Source organism: Metabacillus idriensis (assembly GCF_009674765.1).
Lineage (GTDB): Bacteria > Bacillota > Bacilli > Bacillales > Bacillaceae > Bacillus_P > Bacillus_P idriensis.
In genome coordinates, this window is record NZ_WKKF01000002.1 from 197,498 (window position 1) to 216,389 (window position 18,892).

At 43.2% G+C, this 18,892-nt stretch carries 21 protein-coding genes; 19 read left to right on the plus strand and 2 right to left on the minus strand.

Going from position 1 to position 18,892, the window contains the following annotated elements; genetic code table 11:
- Window positions 1–39: 39 nt before the first annotated feature.
- The 10 genes from GJU41_RS09285 (at window position 40) to tnpB (ending at window position 9,907) form a co-directional block, all read left to right on the plus strand.
- Window positions 40–411 (plus strand): response regulator, encoded by a 372-nt coding sequence (locus GJU41_RS09285; protein ID WP_029283300.1) that lies wholly within the window; start codon window positions 40–42, stop codon window positions 409–411.
- Window positions 412–599: 188 nt separating this feature from the next.
- Entirely contained in the window at window positions 600–1,457 is an 858-nt protein-coding gene (locus GJU41_RS09290) for a class II fructose-bisphosphate aldolase (protein WP_070877989.1), read from the plus strand.
- A 121-nt stretch (window positions 1,458–1,578) separates the two neighbouring features.
- Window positions 1,579–2,226: a fructose-6-phosphate aldolase gene (fsa, locus tag GJU41_RS09295; protein WP_154318420.1), complete on the plus strand. Its 648-nt coding sequence runs from the start codon at window positions 1,579–1,581 to the stop codon at window positions 2,224–2,226.
- Window positions 2,227–2,736: 510 nt separating this feature from the next.
- Window positions 2,737–4,026, plus strand: coding sequence for a UDP-N-acetylglucosamine 1-carboxyvinyltransferase (gene murA / locus GJU41_RS09300; RefSeq protein ID WP_154318421.1), 1,290 nt, complete (start codon window positions 2,737–2,739; stop codon window positions 4,024–4,026).
- A 52-nt stretch (window positions 4,027–4,078) separates the two neighbouring features.
- A complete protein-coding gene (gene glpX, locus GJU41_RS09305; RefSeq protein ID WP_070877995.1) occupies window positions 4,079–5,041 on the plus strand; it encodes a class II fructose-bisphosphatase in 963 nt (320 codons plus the stop codon).
- A 480-nt stretch (window positions 5,042–5,521) separates the two neighbouring features.
- Window positions 5,522–6,805, plus strand: a complete 1,284-nt coding sequence (gene rho / locus GJU41_RS09310; protein WP_070877997.1) for a transcription termination factor Rho — start codon at window positions 5,522–5,524, stop codon at window positions 6,803–6,805.
- A 134-nt stretch (window positions 6,806–6,939) separates the two neighbouring features.
- Window positions 6,940–7,140 (plus strand): 50S ribosomal protein L31, encoded by a 201-nt coding sequence (gene rpmE / locus GJU41_RS09315; protein WP_070877999.1) that lies wholly within the window; start codon window positions 6,940–6,942, stop codon window positions 7,138–7,140.
- Window positions 7,141–7,370: 230 nt separating this feature from the next.
- Window positions 7,371–7,991 (plus strand): thymidine kinase, encoded by a 621-nt coding sequence (locus GJU41_RS09320; protein WP_154318422.1) that lies wholly within the window; start codon window positions 7,371–7,373, stop codon window positions 7,989–7,991.
- 169 nt (window positions 7,992–8,160) lie between these two features.
- A complete protein-coding gene (locus GJU41_RS09325; RefSeq protein WP_070878003.1) occupies window positions 8,161–8,571 on the plus strand; it encodes a hypothetical protein in 411 nt (136 codons plus the stop codon).
- 184 nt (window positions 8,572–8,755) lie between these two features.
- Window positions 8,756–9,907 carry an IS200/IS605 family element RNA-guided endonuclease TnpB gene (tnpB, locus tag GJU41_RS09330; RefSeq protein ID WP_154318423.1) on the plus strand — a complete coding sequence of 384 codons (1,152 nt, stop codon included), beginning with the start codon at window positions 8,756–8,758 and terminating at the stop codon, window positions 9,905–9,907.
- A gap of 82 nt (window positions 9,908–9,989) precedes the next feature.
- Here tnpB and GJU41_RS09335 read toward each other — a convergent pair whose 3' ends face one another.
- A complete protein-coding gene (locus tag GJU41_RS09335) occupies window positions 9,990–10,508 on the minus strand; it encodes a MerR family transcriptional regulator (protein WP_070877067.1) in 519 nt (172 codons plus the stop codon).
- A gap of 129 nt (window positions 10,509–10,637) precedes the next feature.
- Window positions 10,638–11,051, minus strand: a complete 414-nt coding sequence (gene gloA2 / locus GJU41_RS09340; RefSeq protein ID WP_070877068.1) for an SMU1112c/YaeR family gloxylase I-like metalloprotein — start codon at window positions 11,049–11,051, stop codon at window positions 10,638–10,640.
- Window positions 11,052–11,494: 443 nt separating this feature from the next.
- Between gloA2 and prfA the strand changes: the two genes are divergently transcribed.
- The 9 genes from prfA (at window position 11,495) to GJU41_RS09385 (ending at window position 18,739) form a co-directional block, all read left to right on the plus strand.
- Window positions 11,495–12,565, plus strand: coding sequence for a peptide chain release factor 1 (gene prfA / locus GJU41_RS09345; protein WP_070877069.1), 1,071 nt, complete (start codon window positions 11,495–11,497; stop codon window positions 12,563–12,565).
- Between the two features lie 5 nt (window positions 12,566–12,570).
- The gene (gene prmC / locus GJU41_RS09350; RefSeq protein ID WP_070877091.1) at window positions 12,571–13,437 is read left to right on the plus strand and encodes a peptide chain release factor N(5)-glutamine methyltransferase; all 867 of its coding nucleotides are present in this window, start codon (window positions 12,571–12,573) and stop codon (window positions 13,435–13,437) included.
- Between the two features lie 298 nt (window positions 13,438–13,735).
- A complete protein-coding gene (gene spoIIR / locus GJU41_RS09355) occupies window positions 13,736–14,404 on the plus strand; it encodes a stage II sporulation protein R (protein ID WP_070877092.1) in 669 nt (222 codons plus the stop codon).
- 107 nt (window positions 14,405–14,511) lie between these two features.
- The gene (locus tag GJU41_RS09360) at window positions 14,512–14,955 is read left to right on the plus strand and encodes a hypothetical protein (RefSeq protein WP_154318425.1); all 444 of its coding nucleotides are present in this window, start codon (window positions 14,512–14,514) and stop codon (window positions 14,953–14,955) included.
- 163 nt (window positions 14,956–15,118) lie between these two features.
- Window positions 15,119–16,159, plus strand: coding sequence for an L-threonylcarbamoyladenylate synthase (locus tag GJU41_RS09365; protein ID WP_070877071.1), 1,041 nt, complete (start codon window positions 15,119–15,121; stop codon window positions 16,157–16,159).
- 76 nt (window positions 16,160–16,235) lie between these two features.
- Complete coding sequence (locus GJU41_RS09370) at window positions 16,236–16,796, plus strand: manganese efflux pump MntP (protein ID WP_070877072.1); 561 nt, start codon at window positions 16,236–16,238, stop codon at window positions 16,794–16,796.
- Between the two features lie 446 nt (window positions 16,797–17,242).
- Window positions 17,243–17,692 carry a low molecular weight protein arginine phosphatase gene (locus GJU41_RS09375; protein WP_070877073.1) on the plus strand — a complete coding sequence of 150 codons (450 nt, stop codon included), beginning with the start codon at window positions 17,243–17,245 and terminating at the stop codon, window positions 17,690–17,692.
- A 19-nt stretch (window positions 17,693–17,711) separates the two neighbouring features.
- A complete protein-coding gene (rpiB, locus tag GJU41_RS09380; protein ID WP_070877074.1) occupies window positions 17,712–18,161 on the plus strand; it encodes a ribose 5-phosphate isomerase B in 450 nt (149 codons plus the stop codon).
- A gap of 5 nt (window positions 18,162–18,166) precedes the next feature.
- Complete coding sequence (locus GJU41_RS09385; RefSeq protein WP_070877075.1) at window positions 18,167–18,739, plus strand: TIGR01440 family protein; 573 nt, start codon at window positions 18,167–18,169, stop codon at window positions 18,737–18,739.
- Window positions 18,740–18,892 lie beyond the last annotated feature (153 nt).

The window sequence follows — 18,892 nt, forward strand, 5'->3', positions numbered from 1 at the left end:
TTTTTGCTATATAATCCTAATATGAAGAGGTGCAGGCACATGAATGAAAAAATATTAATCGTGGACGATCAGTACGGAATCCGAATTTTGCTGAATGAGGTTTTTCAAAAAGCGGGATATCAGACTTTCCAGGCGGCAAATGGCTTTCAGGCGCTGGAGATTGTAGACAAGCATAAACCGGATTTAGTGCTTTTAGATATGAAAATTCCTGGAATGGATGGAATTGAAATCCTAAAACGCATGAGAGTCGTTGAGCCTGACATTCGCGTTATTATTATGACTGCATATGGTGAGCTGGATATGATTCAGGAAGCAAAAGACCTTGGCGCGCTTACGCATTTCGCAAAACCGTTTGATATAGATGAGATTCGAGACGCTGTAAGAAAGTATCTTCCAATCCGATCAAATTAAATAATGACAGAAAATTCAGATTTATGTCGAAAAGTTGCCGTTTTTCTTATAAGTTGGTATGCTAGTGAATGAGAAAAGCCCGTATATCATTTCATCAGATTACATACATTGCAATCGTTCTGGTCATGCTAGATGTTACGTAAGCTTTTCGGTTTAGCAAATTAGCTGCATAGGGAGGATATTTCGACATGCCTTTAGTATCAATGACAGAAATGTTGAATAAAGCAAAAAGCGAAGGTTACGCTGTAGGTCAATTTAACCTGAACAACCTTGAGTTCACTCAAGCAATTCTTCAAGCTGCTGAAGAAGAAAAATCACCAGTAATCCTTGGTGTATCTGAGGGCGCTGCACGTTACATGAGCGGCTTCAAAACTGTTGTTAAAATGGTAGAAGGACTTATGGAAGACTTGAAAGTGACTGTTCCAGTTGCGATTCACCTTGACCATGGTTCAAGCTTTGAAAAATGTAAAGAGGCAATCGACGCTGGATTCACTTCAGTTATGATTGACGCTTCTCACCACCCGTTTGAAGAGAACATCGAAACAACTGCTAAAGTTGTGGACTATGCTCATTCAAAAGGCGTTTCTGTTGAAGCTGAGCTTGGAACAGTTGGCGGACAAGAAGACGACATCATTGCTGAAGGCGTTATTTACGCTGATCCTAAAGAGTGCGAAGAAATGGTAAAACGCACAGGTATTGACTGCATAGCACCTGCATTAGGTTCTGTACATGGTCCTTACAAAGGCGAGCCAAACTTAGGATTCAAAGAGATGGAAGAAATTGGGAATGCTACTGGCATGCCTTTAGTTCTTCATGGCGGAACTGGTATCCCAACTCACGATATCAAAAAAGCGATCTCTTTCGGTACAGCTAAAATCAACGTTAACACTGAAAACCAAATCGCTTCTGCTAAAGCAGTGCGCGAAACATTGGCAGCTAAGCCTAACGAATACGATCCACGTAAATACTTAGGACCAGCTCGCGATGCAATTAAAGCTACAGTTGCAGGCAAAATGAAAGAATTCGGTTCTGCTGGCAGAGCTTAATTATTCAGGAAAAAATCAAACCGCCTTTGATACACATCAGAAACGACAAGGCGGTTTCTCTTTCAATAACAAGTAAGCGTAAACAAGTTCTATTTTTCTGATATCTTAGGAGGATGGCATAATGTTATTTTTCATTGATACGGCAAATGTCGAAGAAATAAAAGAAGCACAGTCTCTCGGAATTTTATCAGGTGTTACAACCAATCCGAGTTTAGTAGCAAAAGAAAATGTATCCTTTCATGATCGCCTGAGAGAGATTACAGCTATCGTCCCAGGTTCTTCAGTCAGTGCGGAAGTTATTTCCTTGAAAGCAGAGGAAATGATTGAAGAGGGCAAGGAGCTTGCTGAGATCGCACCGAATATCACAGTAAAAGTTCCAATGACGCCAGACGGCTTAAAGGCTGTGAAAGCATTAACAGATCTTGGCATTAAAACGAATGTTACGCTCATTTTTAATGCAAATCAGGCATTGCTTGCTGCAAGAGCAGGTGCTACATATGTATCACCATTTGTAGGACGTTTAGATGACATCGGACAAAATGGCATGGAGCTGATTTCTACAATTGCGCAAATGTTTGATATTCATGGAATTGAATCTCAAATCATTGCAGCATCCATCAGACATCCAATGCACGTGACAGAAGCAGCTCTTCACGGTGCACATATTGCCACGATTCCATTCAATGTCATTAATCAGCTTTGCAAGCATCCTTTAACAGACCAAGGCATCGAAAAGTTTTTAGCAGACTGGAATAATCGTATACAATAAGATTGCAATGACTATAGATTAAATGAATGGCAAGCATAGCGCTTGCCATTTGTCTCTTAAATTAAGAACCTTCCATTCGCTTATTATCTGCCCCTGTCAAATGACCTCTTCATCAAATTAATGGGTATCTAAAAAAATTTCATATGTCATAATAAATAAAAGAAAAAAAACTTGAACTTGTATTCTTTGCCGCATTAATGGAAAATATTTGTTGAAAAGAGATCTTTTCCTGTTTCTCATTCATTTTCTGGTCGTGCAGGCTAGTTCTTTTTAAAATTTTTTAGAAAGTATATAAGTTTTCGCTTCGATGTCTAGCTCCATCGCTCAGGCTCCTCGGCCAGAACGGCTCCGAAAGTATTGGCAAAAAGCGCCTTTTCTGTCGGATCCTTATCTGTCTGTCGGAGCTAAACGGGCGCTTGCGCTTTTCGCAAAGAACCACCATTTTAATCTCATAACACGATGGCTTTTAGCACCATCAAAAAGTCAACTTCTCTGAGAAAGGAGACTATCATGGAAAAGTTAAAAATAGCAGGCGGATATCCCTTAAAAGGAACGGTTAATATTAGCGGTGCCAAAAACAGCGCAGTTGCGTTAATACCCGCAACAATCCTCGCTCAATCACCCGTGACGATTGAAGGTTTACCCGATATTTCAGATGTACATATTTTGAAAGGGCTTCTCGAAGAAATTGGAGGGACCGCTGAATTTAAGGATAATGAAATGTATGTGAATCCTGCAGAGATGATCTCCATGCCTCTTCCTAGCGGCAAAGTCAAAAAGCTGCGCGCTTCCTATTATCTTATGGGCGCCATGCTTGGACGATTTAAAAAGGCAGTCATTGGCTTGCCTGGAGGATGCCATTTGGGTCCGCGTCCGATTGATCAGCATATTAAAGGATTCGAAGCATTAGGAGCACAAGTAACAAACGAACAGGGTGCCATCTATTTGCGCGCTGAGGAATTAAGGGGTGCGCGAATCTATCTGGACGTTGTAAGTGTAGGGGCAACCATTAATATTATGCTTGCTGCCGTGCTTGCTAAAGGACAGACGATTATTGAGAATGCAGCGAAAGAGCCGGAGATTATTGATGTTGCTACGCTTTTATCGAGCATGGGTGCAAGAATTAAAGGTGCCGGTACAGATGTCATCCGTATTGATGGTGTTGAAAGTCTTCATGGCTGCAGACACTCAATCATTCCGGACAGAATTGAAGCAGGAACGTATATGATTATCGGGGCAGCAATGGGTCAGGAAGTGCTTATCGATAATGTGATTCCGCTTCATCTTGAATCTCTCATTGCGAAATTCAGAGAAATGGGCATCCACGTTGAAACAAATAATGATCAGATCTGGATTGTCGGCGGTCAGAAGGAACTGAAAGCAGTCGATATCAAAACGCTTGTATATCCAGGTTTTCCGACAGATCTGCAGCAGCCGTTTACGTCCTTGCTGACGAAGTCTACAGGGACAAGCGTTGTGACAGATACCATCTATTCAGCGCGCTTTAAGCATATTGATGAATTGCGCCGCATGGGTGCAAAGATTAAGGTGGAAGGCAGATCAGCGATAGTGTCAGGTCCTACAAAGCTCCAGGGCGCCAAAGTAAAGGCGAGCGATCTTCGTGCAGGAGCCGCATTGGTGGCAGCCGGTTTGATTGCAGAAGGAGTGACAGAGGTTACAGGACTTGAGCACATCGACCGCGGCTACAGCCAGCTTGAAGAAAAGCTGACAAGCCTCGGAGCAACAATCTGGCGTGAAAAGCTGACAGAGCAGGAAATTGAACAGCTTCAAAGCTCATAAATAAATAGATAAATAAAAATCACAACAGGGGATACATGGGGAGGAACGAACAATGGAAAGAAGTTTATCGATGGAACTAGTTCGCGTAACGGAGGCAGCAGCACTTGCTTCTGCACGCTGGATGGGAAGAGGCAAAAAAGATGAAGCTGATGATGCAGCAACATCGGCAATGAGAGACGTGTTTGATACCATTCCGATGAAAGGTACAGTCGTAATCGGAGAAGGCGAGATGGACGAAGCGCCAATGCTCTACATCGGCGAAAAGCTTGGGACAGGCTATGGCCAGCGTGTAGATGTTGCTGTTGATCCGCTCGAAGGCACAAACATCGTCGCATCAGGAGGATGGAATGCACTTGCTGTCATTGCCATTGCAGATCACGGTAATCTTCTGAATGCACCGGATATGTACATGGATAAAATTGCGGTTGGTCCAGAAGCAGTTGGCTGCATTGATATTAACGCGCCTATCATCGATAACTTAAAGGCGGTAGCAAAAGCCAAGAACAAAAACATAGAAGATGTCGTGGCAACAATCCTAAATCGCGAAAGACACGAGCATATTATAAAAGAGCTTCGCGAGGCAGGCGCCCGCATTAAGCTGATCAATGATGGTGATGTTGCCGGTGCGATCAATACAGCATTTGATCATACAGGTGTCGATATCCTTTTTGGATCAGGCGGTGCACCTGAGGGCGTTCTAGCTGCAGTAGCGCTAAAATGCCTTGGAGGAGAGATTCAGGGCAAACTGCTTCCTCAAAATGATGAGGAACGCGAAAGATGCGAGAAGATGGGCCTCGACGTCAACAAAGTACTCCGCATGGAAGACTTAGTGAAAGGCGAAGACGCCATTTTCGCAGCAACAGGTGTAACAGACGGGGAACTCCTTAAAGGCGTCCAGTTCAAAGCCTCTATCGGAACAACTCAATCACTTGTCATGCGTGCAAAATCAGGAACTGTCCGTTTCATTGACGGCACACACAGCTTAAGCAAAAAACCGAATCTAGTTATGAAATAAATTAAATTAAAAAAGTACAAGCGTCTTGATCTAGGCGCTTACGCTCGACATAGATACTATTTCTGTTCTTAAAAGAAGGCTCATTTCTTAAATATGGCTGCTGCCAGACTAAGTGTTAAAAACCTTAAGTGGATTGCAGCGTAAGGAACGGACACCATTTATCATGCAAAACAAAACAGCCTGAAAGAAAAAAGCAGAGCGGCTCCGGCTGCTCGCTTCTTTTTTGTAGAATAATTAAGCTGTTTCCGCTTTTTCATCTTTATTTCAATATCATTTCAATATGTGAAATATATTGATTAAATTCATCAAATAAGGTAAAACTAAAGAGTGCTGCGTAAATGAAAGATTATCTTTCACACTGCTTTTCCTACTTCAAGCCTATCTTCTATTTCTTCTCTATATCTGATCCATTTTCTAGTTTTTTCACGAATATAGATGGAAGAACAACGTTTTTTATAATTTATAAAGTGTGGTGTTGACATGAGCGAGGTTTCAATTTCCAATCTCGAACATATGAAATTAAAAGAGTTATATGAACTTGCGCGTCATTATAAAATTTCATATTACAGTAAACTGACAAAAAAAGAATTGATCTTTGCCATTTTAAAAGCAAACGCTGAACAAGAGGACTTATTGTTCATGGAAGGCGTTCTTGAAATTATCCAATCTGAGGGATTTGGGTTCCTAAGACCTATCAACTACTCACCAAGTTCTGAAGATATTTATATTTCAGCTTCGCAAATCCGCCGTTTTGATTTAAGAAATGGGGACAAGGTTTCCGGTAAAGTACGTCCGCCAAAGGAAAACGAACGCTATTACGGATTGCTGCACGTTGAGGCAGTCAATGGGGATGACCCTGAATCTGCAAAAGAGCGTGTTCACTTCCCGGCATTGACACCGCTTTATCCAAACAGACAAATTATCCTTGAAACAAAACCAAATGATCTTTCCACTCGCATCATGGATGTGATTGCTCCTGTTGGATTCGGTCAGCGCGGACTTATCGTGGCACCGCCTAAAGCGGGTAAAACGATGCTCTTGAAAGAAATCGCCAACAGTGTGACAACGAATCATCCTGAAGCGGAACTGATTGTTCTTTTGATTGACGAGCGTCCTGAGGAAGTAACGGATATCGAGCGTTCTGTAGCGGGCGATGTCGTGAGTTCAACATTTGATGAAGTTCCTGAGAACCATATTAAAGTTGCAGAGCTTGTGCTTGAGCGTGCGATGCGGCTAGTTGAGCATAAGAAAGATGTTATCATCCTCATGGACAGCATTACGCGTCTTGCGCGTGCTTATAACCTTGTGATTCCGCCAAGCGGACGTACACTGTCCGGCGGTATTGATCCTGCAGCGTTTCATCGTCCGAAGCGATTTTTCGGCGCGGCAAGAAACATTGAAGAAGGCGGCAGCTTGACGATTCTTGCAACTGCTTTGGTAGATACCGGTTCACGCATGGATGATGTCATCTATGAAGAGTTCAAAGGAACGGGCAACATGGAGCTTCATCTTGACCGTTCACTTGCTGAAAAACGCATCTTCCCGGCAATCGATATCCGCCGTTCTGGAACGCGTAAAGAAGAACTGCTTATCCCTAGAGATCACCTTGAAAAGCTTTGGGCGATCCGCAAATCAATGTCAGATTCACCTGATTTTGCTGAAAAATTCCTTAAAAAATTGCGTAATTCAAAGTCTAATGAAGAATTCTTCAGCATTTTAGATGTTGAATGGAAAGCGGCAGGCGTTTCGGGAAAACGATTGTAAATTTTATTCCGAACTAGTTGCAAATAAATTGGAAGCTTGTTATAATTTTTTTATGTGCTTTTCCGGAAGACAATCTTCTGGAATTGATAACTCTGTTTCGACAAACGATTCAGGGCGGAAGGAGATGAAACGGAATGAAAGCAGCTATACATCCTAACTACAAAAAAGTTACGGTTAAATGTGCTTGTGGAAATGAATTTGAAACTGGTTCTGTAAAAGACGAGGTGCGCATCGAGGTTTGTTCTGAGTGCCATCCATTCTACACAGGACGTCAAAAATTCGCTTCTGCTGACGGTCGTGTTGATCGCTTCAACAAAAAATACGGTCTTAAATAATCATAGATTGAAGGAAACAGGCAAGATTTCTGTCTTGCCTGTTTTTTTACGCCATTTCCCGCGAATTCTCGGGGAAAACAGCCATAATAAGAGTGGAATCAGCACTTTTACATATGGGTTACTTGAATCCTGATAAACCGGTAAGGTTTATTTTATAATAGAAATCTGACGTCATAAAGGGCGCTCAACCATAGAAACAAGGGTTAATTAAGAAGGGAGAGGCCGTTTTCATGTATGTTATGAAACAAAGCGGATGGCTTGAGGTCATCTGCGGAAGCATGTTCTCGGGGAAATCTGAAGAGCTGATCAGAAGAGTCCGCCGGGCGCAATTTGCCAAACAGCAAGTTAAGGTGTTCAAACCTGCCATCGATAATCGCTATAGTGATGAAGAGGTTGTTTCACATAATGGGACTGCGATGATCAGTCATGCCGTTGCCTCTTCAAGTGACCTATTTAAATATATTACACCTGAAACAGACGTCATCGCTGTTGATGAGGTTCAGTTTTTTGATGAAGATATCGTAGATGTTGTCACAACGCTTGCCAATCAAGGATACCGTGTCATTGTTGCCGGACTTGATCAGGACTTCAGAGGAGAGCCATTCAGCACGGTTCCAGCATTGATGGCTGTCGCTGAGCTCGTGACAAAGCTTCAGGCTGTCTGCTCTGTCTGCGGTTCTCCTGCAAGCCGGACACAAAGACTGATCAATGGCAGTCCGGCATCGTACAACGATCCCATCATCCTGGTCGGTGCATCTGAATCGTACGAGCCAAGATGCCGCCATCATCATGAAGTACCTGAAAAGCCTGCTAAAGCACTTCAAAGTGAGCAGGAAACTCAGAACTTATAATTCAAGAAAAGCGGAATCGCCTGTTCTGGCCGAGGAGTTGGGCGATGGAGCTAGACATCAAAGCGCAAAACATATAAATTCTGATACTATAACAAAGCTGCCGATAATTTTTATCACGCAGCTTTTTTTATGGAGAATTTGGGCACCTTAAAAAATGGAGGTGTTCATAATGAGAGTTTTATGGATGTTAATTTTACTGCTTTTTCTGGGAGCGTGTGCAAATCCCAGCAAGCAATCCGAAATTCAGCCTGAGTCGCATAAGGGCAGTGAGCTGAAACAAACAGGTGAAGGTGTATCAAACGAACGCGGTACGACTGAACAGAACCCTAACTTTTTAAACCTGTCAAAAAACCGCGAGCAAAACGAAGATGAAATGGATAAGCTTCACGAAGCGGTCCGGAATGACAAATCTCTTAAAATCGACAATGTCACGATGAATGGAAACACAATATGGGTGGATGTAGGTTCTGATCAAGAGCTCACAGACGATGAAAAACAAAAGAAGCAGGCAGAGCTTCAGTCAAAAATGCAGAATATCATTCCGCGGTATGACATTAAAGTAAACCTGGACACAAAATAAAAAACTCGTTTCTGAATAAACGAGTTTTTTTATCGTGAACTTCCCGAAAGAAGACTCCCTCTTCAATCGTGAGAAGGGCGTAGCCCAACGATAAGGGGGAGATGAATTTCGGTTGGAGGTAGCCAAAACGTTCCCTCGTATGTTATTATAAGAACATACGTTCCTATTGAAGGAGGCGCTATCGTTGATTGTAAACAAAGCATACAACTTCCGTCTCTATCCCACGAAAAAACAAGAAACGCTCATTGCTAAAACAATCGGCTGCAGCCGTTTCGTATTCAACCGGTTCTTAGAGAGATGGAATGATTCATATACAGAAACGGGGAAAGGATTGACCTACCAGTCTTGCTCTGCTGAATTAACTAAGTTGAAAAGAGAATTACTGTGGCTAAAAGAAGTTGATAGCATTGCCCTTCAATCCTCACTAAAAAATCTTTCTGATTCGTATACACGGTACTTTAAAAAGCAGAACAAAGCACCGCGTTTTAAGTCTAAGAAGAATAGCGTGCAGTCCTATACGACAAAACATACGAATGGGAACATTTCGATCATCGAAAATAAAATCAAGCTGCCTAAACTTGGTCTTGTCCGATTTGCAAAAAGCCGTGAAGTAATAGGACGTATTCTTAATACGACAGTAAGACGTCATCCAAGCGGTAACTATTCTGTTTCGGTTTTGACAGAAACAGAAGTTCTGCCAAAACCGAAAACGGGTTCATCTGTTGGTGTTGACGTTGGGCTGAAACACTTTGCGATCCTTTCTGACGGAACCGTATTCGAAAACCAAAAACACTTCAGCAAACTGGAAAAGAAACTAGTAAAAGCACAACGTATTCTTTCCAGACGAAAAGAAGCAGCATTAAAGAGAACATGCAAACTTGATGATGCAAAAAACTACCAAAAACAAAAGGTGGAAGTGGCAAGAATCCACGAAAAAATCAGGAACGCACGCTCAGACTACTTGCATAAAGTCTCTTCTGAAATCATCAAAAACCACGATGTGATTGGAATAGAAGATTTGCAGGTAAGCCGTATGCTGAAAAATCATAAATTGGCGAAAGCCATTAGCGAAGTGAGTTGGTCACAATTCAGAACGATGCTTGAGTACAAAGCAAAATGGTACGGCAAACAAGTCATTGTCGTATCGAAAACATTCGCTAGTTCTCAACTCTGTTCACGTTGTGGATACCAAAACAAAGCCGTTAAGAATCTCGCCGTGCGTGAATGGGATTGCCCCTCGTGCGGCACACATCATGATCGAGATCTTAACGCAGGGCTTAATCTTAGAAACGAAGCCAAACGCATCTCAACCGCAGGAACTGTGAAGATCGCCTAATCAATTAGAAATCGAATGGTTTCTGTACTTAGGAATCCCCCACTTTAAGGAGCGTTAGCGAGTAAGTGGAGGGTAGTTCAAGCTAGAAACTGAAGATAGAGCTGATCAGATTTCTGCGCTTTTGCTTTTTGGGTGCTTGAATATGGTCAAAAACAAGTGAATGCTCAAGCGGATGCTTGTCATTTTGTTTTTCCAGACTTTCAATCTTAGCTTCCAGGTCAGTGATGCGGCCGTTTAATTCTTCAATCTCCCTGCGATGCTGAAGAAGCTGGTAAGACACCACGCTGTCTGCTTTGCTGTTCACTTTTTGATCAAGCGCTGCAATCTTCTGTAAAATCTCATCGAAATCGGGGTTTGCTTCAGCTGCCTCTGTTTTCACAATCCCTTTTCTTGGGGGTTTCTTTTCCGTAACTCTTACTTCATGAAAAAGGATTCCCTGATTTAATTGATCTTTAATATCTCTTAAGGTATTAATATCTTCATCTGTAAACAAATAATGCCCGAGCTCATTCCGTTCCATCTGCAAATTCAGCTGCTTTACCCAGCGCTGGACGGTTTTCGGCGATACACCCAGAAGCTTCGCGACCTGGCTTGTATTCATTTATTTTCCCCCTATCTTAATCGATCCGAAACATTGCGAAATACGATAATCAACAAGTTCGATAAGATGGAGGATCATCCCTTCTATACAGACAAAAGAAGAATGGATTCGTCAAAGAAAGTGCCAATTTTACGAATTGTGACTTTCTGATTCGACGGGATCCTCATACAATTCCAGAGGCAAATCATCCGGATCTTTGAAAAAGGTGAAGAGTCTGTTTGTAAAAGGATCGACCCGGATCGGCTCCGTTTCAATTCCCAATTCATTTAAATGACTCACTGCCGTGTGGATATTTTCAATGGAAAAAGCCAGATGTCTAAGGCCTGCTGCTTCTGGGGTTGAGGGCCGATCAGGGGGAGACGGGAAAGAAAACAGCTCAATTTGAGTGTGATCTCCTACGGCTAAATCCAGCTTATAAGAATCCCTTTCAGCACGGTAAAATTCATGGATCACTTCAAACCCGAGCTTATTGACATAAAAGTCCTTCGACACGTCATAATCGGTACAGATGACGGCAACATGATGCACTTTTCTTATTTTCATTTTTCTTCCCCTTCTTTCTGGAATTTTAAGAACGAATTAATCTTTGCGCTTCTAACTACATGTCAGCATAAAGGTCCAATCCTTATCTGCCTCTCAGAGCTAAACGGGCTCTTGCGCTTTTCTTATTGTCCAGCTCCATCAGCCAACTCCTCTGCCAGAACAAAATCGCCCAAAAAGGCAAACCCGGCCTTTCTGGTCGATTTCTTTTCTGTCTATCGGAGCTAAACGGCTGATTCCGCTTTTCTTATTGTCCAGCTCCATCGCCTAACTCCTCGATCAGAACGGATCCGCCGCAAAAAGCAAACCCGGCTTTTTCCGTCGGATCCTTTTCTGCCCTTCGGAGCTGACCAAGGCGATTCCGCTTTTCTGGCAATTTGCTTTTGACGCTTTGATTAACCTATACTATAATTATAACGTTATGGACGAAAATTGAGGTGAATAACGTGTTAGATCGCTTACAATCAGTAGAAGACCGCTACGAAAAATTAAATGGGCTGCTGATGGATCCTGATATTATCAACGATTCTAAGAAGCTTCGTGAATATTCAAAAGAACAATCTGACTTGCAGGAAACTGTTGAAGTATACCGTGAATATAAATCTGTGAAAGAACAGATCGATGACGCAAAAATGATGCTTGACGACAAGCTTGACTCAGAAATGCGCGAAATGGTGAAAGAAGAGCTTTCTGAGCTTCTTTCTCAGGAAAAAGGGCTCTCTGAACGTTTGAAAATCCTTCTTGTTCCAAAAGACCCGAACGATGACAAAAACGTAATCATGGAGATTCGCGGTGCAGCAGGCGGAGACGAGGCTGCTTTATTTGCAGGCGATCTATATCGCATGTACAGCCGTTTTGCAGAAGCGCAAGGCTGGAAGACAGAAGTAATGGAAGCAAACACAACAGGAGTCGGCGGCTACAAAGAGATCATTTTCATGATCAATGGAAGAGGCGCATTCTCAAAGCTGAAATATGAAAACGGTGCACACCGCGTGCAGCGTGTACCTGAAACCGAATCAGGCGGAAGGATTCATACATCTACAGCGACTGTTGTCTGCTTGCCTGAAACAGAAGAAGTAGAAGTAGAGATTCATGACAAAGACATCCGCGTCGACACATTTGCATCCAGCGGACCAGGCGGACAGAGTGTTAACACGACGATGTCAGCCGTACGCTTAACGCATTTGCCGACAGGAACCGTTGTATCCTGCCAGGATGAAAAATCACAGATCAAAAACAAAGAAAAAGCCATGAAAGTACTCCGCGCGCGTGTATATGACAAATTTCAGCGCGAAGCACAGGCTGAATACGATCAAAACCGAAAGCTTGCTGTCGGTACAGGTGACCGATCAGAGCGGATCCGCACGTACAACTTCCCGCAAAACCGTGTAACAGACCACCGCATTGGCCTGACGATCCAAAAGCTTGACCAGATTCTGCAAGGAAAACTTGATGAGTTTGTGAATGCTCTTATCGTTGAAGATCAATCGAGCAGACTCGATCAGGCAGACCAGTAAGCATGATTAAGGTATACGAAGCCCTGAAGTGGGCTTCTTCTTTTTTGGCAGAAGCAGAACGGGATCACAATGCGGGAGAACTCCTTTTGCGCCACCATTTAAACATGAGCCGTGCAGAAATGCTGGCCAACCTTAGAACCGATCTTCCTGAGGGAGTATGGGAAAGCTTTAAAGCAGATGTAAACCGTCATGCTGAAGGAATACCGGTTCAGCACATGATCGGATCAGAAGAATTCTACGGCCGATCGTTTATCGTCAACAAAGAAGTCCTCATACCGCGCCCGGAAACCGAGGAGCTGGTTGAAGGAATCTTGCTGAAAGCAAAATACTTATTTAATGGATACTCTTCAGTGGAAGCAGCGGATATCGGGACAGGCAGCGGTGCCATCGCCATTTCTCTTGCTTTGGAAAATCCGCTCTTCAAGCTGAGTGCGGTCGATATTGCTCAAGAATCCCTTGAAGTTGCTCAGCTGAATGCAAAAACGCTGGGAGCAGAAGTCCAATTTTTACATGGAGACTTGTTATCCCCGATTTTAAATAGCGGCAAGAAGCTTGATGTCGTCGTATCGAATCCACCATATATCCCGGATGCAGACATTCTGGAGCTGTCTCCAGTTGTGAAGGACCATGAACCTATCCGCGCACTTGCAGGCGGTGCAGACGGACTCGATTTCTACCGCAGACTCGCCGCAGAAATTCCGCTTGTCATAAGCGAACGCGCCCTGATCGCATTCGAAGTTGGGGCCGGACAAGGCGAAGATGTAAAAGCGCTGCTGCTGGATAAACTGCCTCATGCAGAAGCAGAAGTAAAATACGACATAAACGGCAAAGATCGCATGGTATTTGCTGTAGTGAATGGAACGTCTCAGTGATGAGGCGTTTTTGTTTTGAGTGGAGAAAGGGGAAAATCTAAAATACCCTATTGCTAGTGAGTCAGAGCTTCATCATTAAAGAATCTCGATTCGATTCGAGTGAAGAATCTTTAACAGAACCAAGCTTTTAGCTAGAAAGAGTTTGGCTATTTAGAATTACCTTTTTGCAGGCGCGGAACCGGCCGCAGATTAACGTCCCGCAATCCACATAAAAAAATAGATTACTAGAAATCAAAAAACTAGTTTAAGAATCTAAAACCCTGTCCATACTGTTTCCTAGAAGGGGATGGTGATGGAAATGAAGAGGCAGCATATCGCATTTATCTATATTTTATTATTATTAATCGGTGCAATCATGAACGTATATAAAGAACCGCTTTCGGCCGGTGCAAAGCAGCAGGGCTCAGAACCGGTTGTGATTCCGGAAGAGGCGATTCGTCTCCGCATTTTGGCCAACAGCGATTCTGATGAGGATCAGGCCTTAAAACGCAAGATTCGCGACGAAGTGAACAAAGAGATTACGGTGTGGGTGGAAAAGCTCACTTCTATAGAGGCAGCACGTGAATTAATTCAGTCAAGACTTCCTGAGATTGAGAAAATCGTACAGTCCGTTTTACTGAAAGAGAACAAGGAACAGGAATTCAGCGTTGATTTTGATAATGTCAGCTTTCCGACAAAGATGTACGGCAGCTACATTTACCCTGCAGGTGATTATGAGGCAATCTTGATTACGCTTGGCGAAGGAAATGGCGCCAACTGGTGGTGTGTACTGTTCCCGCCGCTTTGCTTCCTTGATTTTTCTAATGGACAGGCAGTGCAGGCAGCAGAGTTGGAAGAAGAGGACAAAAGTGCAGAAGCTCAAAAAACATCTGACGAGCTTAGTGCTCTAATTGTAGATGAAGAAGAAAAGGAAGAAGCAGAAGTCAAATTCTTTCTAGTTGACTGGTTTTCGAACTTATTTTCATGATGGACTTAAGGAGAGATCCTTAAGTCTTTCTTTTTTTCTAGTAATCCGTGCATAAAAGCTATTCCCCGTCATAGATTTGAAGTAGAAAAGAAAAACGGGGTGATGGAATGTACTATCAATTGCGGATTGCGGAGAAAAAAGATGTACAAGCTATAAAATCATTTATTGAAAAAGCGGGCTTGAGCTCTGAAGGAATAGAGGAGATCGCCGACTACTTTGTCATAATGGAAAGTGATGAAAATACGATCGTTGCAAGCCTTGGAATTGAGCCGGTAAATGGAGACGGTTTACTGCGTTCCCTTGTTGTTTCAGAAGCGATCAATCAGGCTCATCTCCTTTCTTTGTTTGAAAGCATCCATGCATTAGGGAGAGAAAAGGGGCTTCTCGGGAGCTATCTAGTCACCAACAAGAAAAATTCAATTGAATTTCTTAAGCTTATAGGTTTTCAATCTGTTGAACAGAACGAGATTCCTGAGCATTTATTACATTCGGCGCATTTTAAAGAATCATTAGAAAAGGAACATGCAGTTGTAATGGTAAAAACCTCCTGATGTGGATATATCCACATAGTTATCCACTGATTCACAAGCTTTATCCACATTTTGTGGATAAAGCTTGTTTTATTTGGGGTCATCTTTTATACTTTCATGAGGAATGGAAGAAAAGGTCGGTAAATACAAAGTTATTCACATGTTAGACAGGAGAGTTATAAGAATGGAAACGAAAGTTTGGATTGTGGATAATTTGAAGAATTTATCCTTGAGTTATCCACAAATTGCACAGGCAGCAGCCAAATTGAGAGAGAATGAGGTTGTTGCGTTCCCAACAGAGACTGTATATGGTCTTGGCGCCAACGCCAGATCGGATCTTGCTGTGGGTAAGATTTATGAAGCAAAGGGCAGACCGAGCGATAATCCACTGATTGTCCACATAGCGACAAAAGAACAGCTGCATGAAATTGCAGCAGACGTACCTGATTATGTGGAAAAGTTAATCGATGTATTGTGGCCGGGTCCGATTACATTTGTCTTGCCGAAGAAATCAGGCCTGTCTGATCGTGTCACAGCGGGACTTGATACAGTAGCTGTAAGAATGCCTGATCATCCGCTTGCACTTGCGCTAATAAAAGAAGCAAACTTGCCGATTGCCGCACCTAGTGCGAATCTTTCTGGAAAGCCAAGCCCTACACGCGCTGCTCATGTATTTGATGATTTAAACGGCAGAATCTCAGGCATTATGGACGGAGGCGCAACGGGTGTTGGTGTGGAATCAACTGTCCTGGATTGCACACAGCAGATTCCGGTTATTTTAAGACCCGGCGGTGTGACGCAGGAACAGCTGGAAAGTCTGATTGGAAAAGTGGAGATGGATCAGGCTTTAATAGAAGAAGGGCATACTCCAAAGTCGCCTGGAATGAAATATACCCACTATGCGCCTATTGCACCCTTAACCATTGTTGAAGGCTCTTTGTCTTTTTTTCAAAAAACAATTGATGCTGCAAGACGTGAAGGTAAAAAAGTAGGTGTGCTTGCAACAAAAGAAAATGCAGACAGTTATCATGCAGATGCTGTTTTAGTGTGCGGAAGCAGAGAGGATATGCAGACAGTTGCGGCTGGACTCTACGACGTGCTTCGTGAATTTGATGCGGCGGGGGTAGACTGCATTTACAGCGAAAGCTTTTCAAATAAAGGTGTCGGTCAAGCGGTGATGAACCGTCTGCTGAAGGCTGCCGGACACCAGATTGTGAAGGAATAAGATCGCTTTAGAAGATGTTCTAAGCAAACTCGGACGTGCATAAGTTTGAATGAGGCGTGTCCGAGGAGGCTTTAGAATGAGTATAGAGGCATTAATTGGGGAACTCATTACCTTATTTATGATGGCATTTGCACTTGGAATGGATGCTTTTTCAGTCGGACTTGGGATGGGGCTGATCAAACTCCGGTTAAGGCAGATTTTTTATATTGGCCTGACAATTGGACTGTTTCATATATGGATGCCGCTTGCCGGAATGTGGATCGGAAAAGTGCTCTCAAGTACGTTTGGGAATATCGCCTCAATTGCTGGCGGAGCCCTGCTGATCATTCTCGGAGTGCAGATGATTTTCGCTTCCTTTAAAAAAGACAATGAACCTATGATTACACCGGTTGGCTTTGGGCTCCTTTTTTTTGCGCTCAGCGTGAGCCTGGACAGCTTTTCTGTCGGTTTGAGTCTTGGCATTTATGGCGCGAGAACGTTCCTGACGATCGCGATGTTCGGCATAGTCAGTATGGTGATGACGTGGGTAGGCCTCCTGATTGGCAGAAGAGTTCAGAACTGGCTTGGCACATACGGTGAAGCTCTCGGCGGAAGCATTCTTTTAGGATTTGGCCTGAAGCTGATTTTTCCTATATAAAAAGAGGATAACAGGGCCGATTAAGGCCTGTTTTTTGTTTAGTTTTGGCTCTTTTCGTAAATATTGTTGCCTTTAGACTAGATGTTTAAAACCATTAGTGGAGTGTGGCGGATAAACTTGACTCCTGCGGGAAAATAGAGCGAAATGGAAGACCCCGCAGGCTCGCCGAGGAGGCTTCCACGCTCCCCGCGGAAAGCAAGTTCCTGCAGCGGAAAGGAACGGACAACATTTATAATCAAAAACAACAATCTATGCGAAAACAGCCTTAGTTTTAAAAAGTATTTGGAGCTTCGATGGCGAGCGGAACCGCTCAGGCTCCTCGGCCTGATCGGCTTCGCAAGTTTTGGCAAAAAGCGCATTTACTTGCGCTTTTCTCATTCTCATAAAGCGCAATGACTACTTTCAGGACTCTATTTGGATTATAATAAAACAAAGGAGGTAGATGAATGATTAATGTCCTTTTTGTTTGTACCGGAAATACATGCAGAAGCCCCATGGCTGAAGCGTTATTGAATCATATGAAAGAAAATGATCTCCTGTCGGTCAAATCTGCAGGTGTGTATGCAAGCGACGGCGGTGATGCTTCTTTTCATGCAAAGCAGGCGCTTGATGAGAAAGGTATCATATGCAATCACCAGTCGGCTCTTTTGAATGAAGAGCACATCCGCTGGGCAACTTACATTTTAACAATGACTGAAAGCCATAAAGAACTGATTTTTGAACGATATCCGCAGGCGATTGAAAAAACCTTTACTCTTTCTGAATTTGTGATGGAGGATGGACAGGATCGGCGCGATGTCATGGATCCGTTCGGCGGTTCACTTGAGATATACAGATTGACCCGTGAAGATTTGGAAAAGATGATAAAGCTCTTAATTAAGAAGTTAGAAAATTAAGCGTTCTGGAGGGTTTAAAATGAAGATTGCGATTGCTTCTGACCATGGCGGGCTTAATCTCCGCGAGGAAATCAAGCAGCTGATGGATGAAATGAACATACAGTATGAAGATTTTGGATGCGAGTGCGAAACATCGGTCGATTATCCCGATTATGCCTTGCCGGTAGCAGAAAAAGTGGCAAGCGGAGAATTTGACCGCGGCATTCTGATTTGCGGCACGGGAATCGGCATGAGCATTTCTGCCAATAAAGTAAAAGGGATCCGCTGCGCGCTTGTACATGACACATTCAGTGCAAAAGCAACAAGAGAGCACAATAACAGCAATATGCTTGCAATGGGCGAGCGTGTGATCGGTCCTGGTCTGGCCCGCGAAATCGCAAGAGTCTGGCTCACAACAGAATTTGAAGGCGGCAGACATGAAAACCGCGTCAGTAAAATTACTGCTTTTGAAAATAAAGTCCAAGGGTGAGCGAAATGACATTGATTGGAGAGTGGAAGAGTCAGCTTCGCACCATGCTTGCTGATTTAGAAGAGCAATCTTCTTTTCGCGCGGGGAACATCTTTGTGGTTGGCTGCAGCACGAGTGAAGTGATTGGAGAAAAAATAGGGACGGCCGGTACGATTGAAGCGGCCGAAATGATTTTTGAAGAATTAAAAGCACTTCAAGAAAGAACAGGCATGCATCTCGCTTTCCAATGCTGCGAGCATTTGAACAGAGCCCTTGTGGTCGAGAGTGATACAGCTGCTTCTTATAATCTTGAAGCAGTAACGGTTACACCAGTCCGTGCGGCTGGCGGAGCGATGGCTGCATATGCTTATTCAGCTTTCAAACAGCCTGTTGTGGTTGAATTCATCAAAGCTGACGGGGGCATTGATATTGGGGATACCTTTATTGGCATGCACCTTAAGCATGTAGCAGTTCCGGTCAGGAGCTCTGTGAAGCAGGTTGGATATGCCCACGTTACAATGGCAAAGACGCGTCCGAAACTGATCGGCGGCGAAAGAGCTGTCTATGCAGCCAAGGAAGAAAACAAAAAGTGCACGTGATAAATACGAACGATATAAAATAGAGATTAATTATCATTCGTGATTTTAAGACGTTTTTTTAAAATATCACCGTTCTTGATAAAAAATAAACAGAAATCTATTACAATCTTGATCATGAACGTGTACAATAAAATTGAATTGAATGTGAAAATT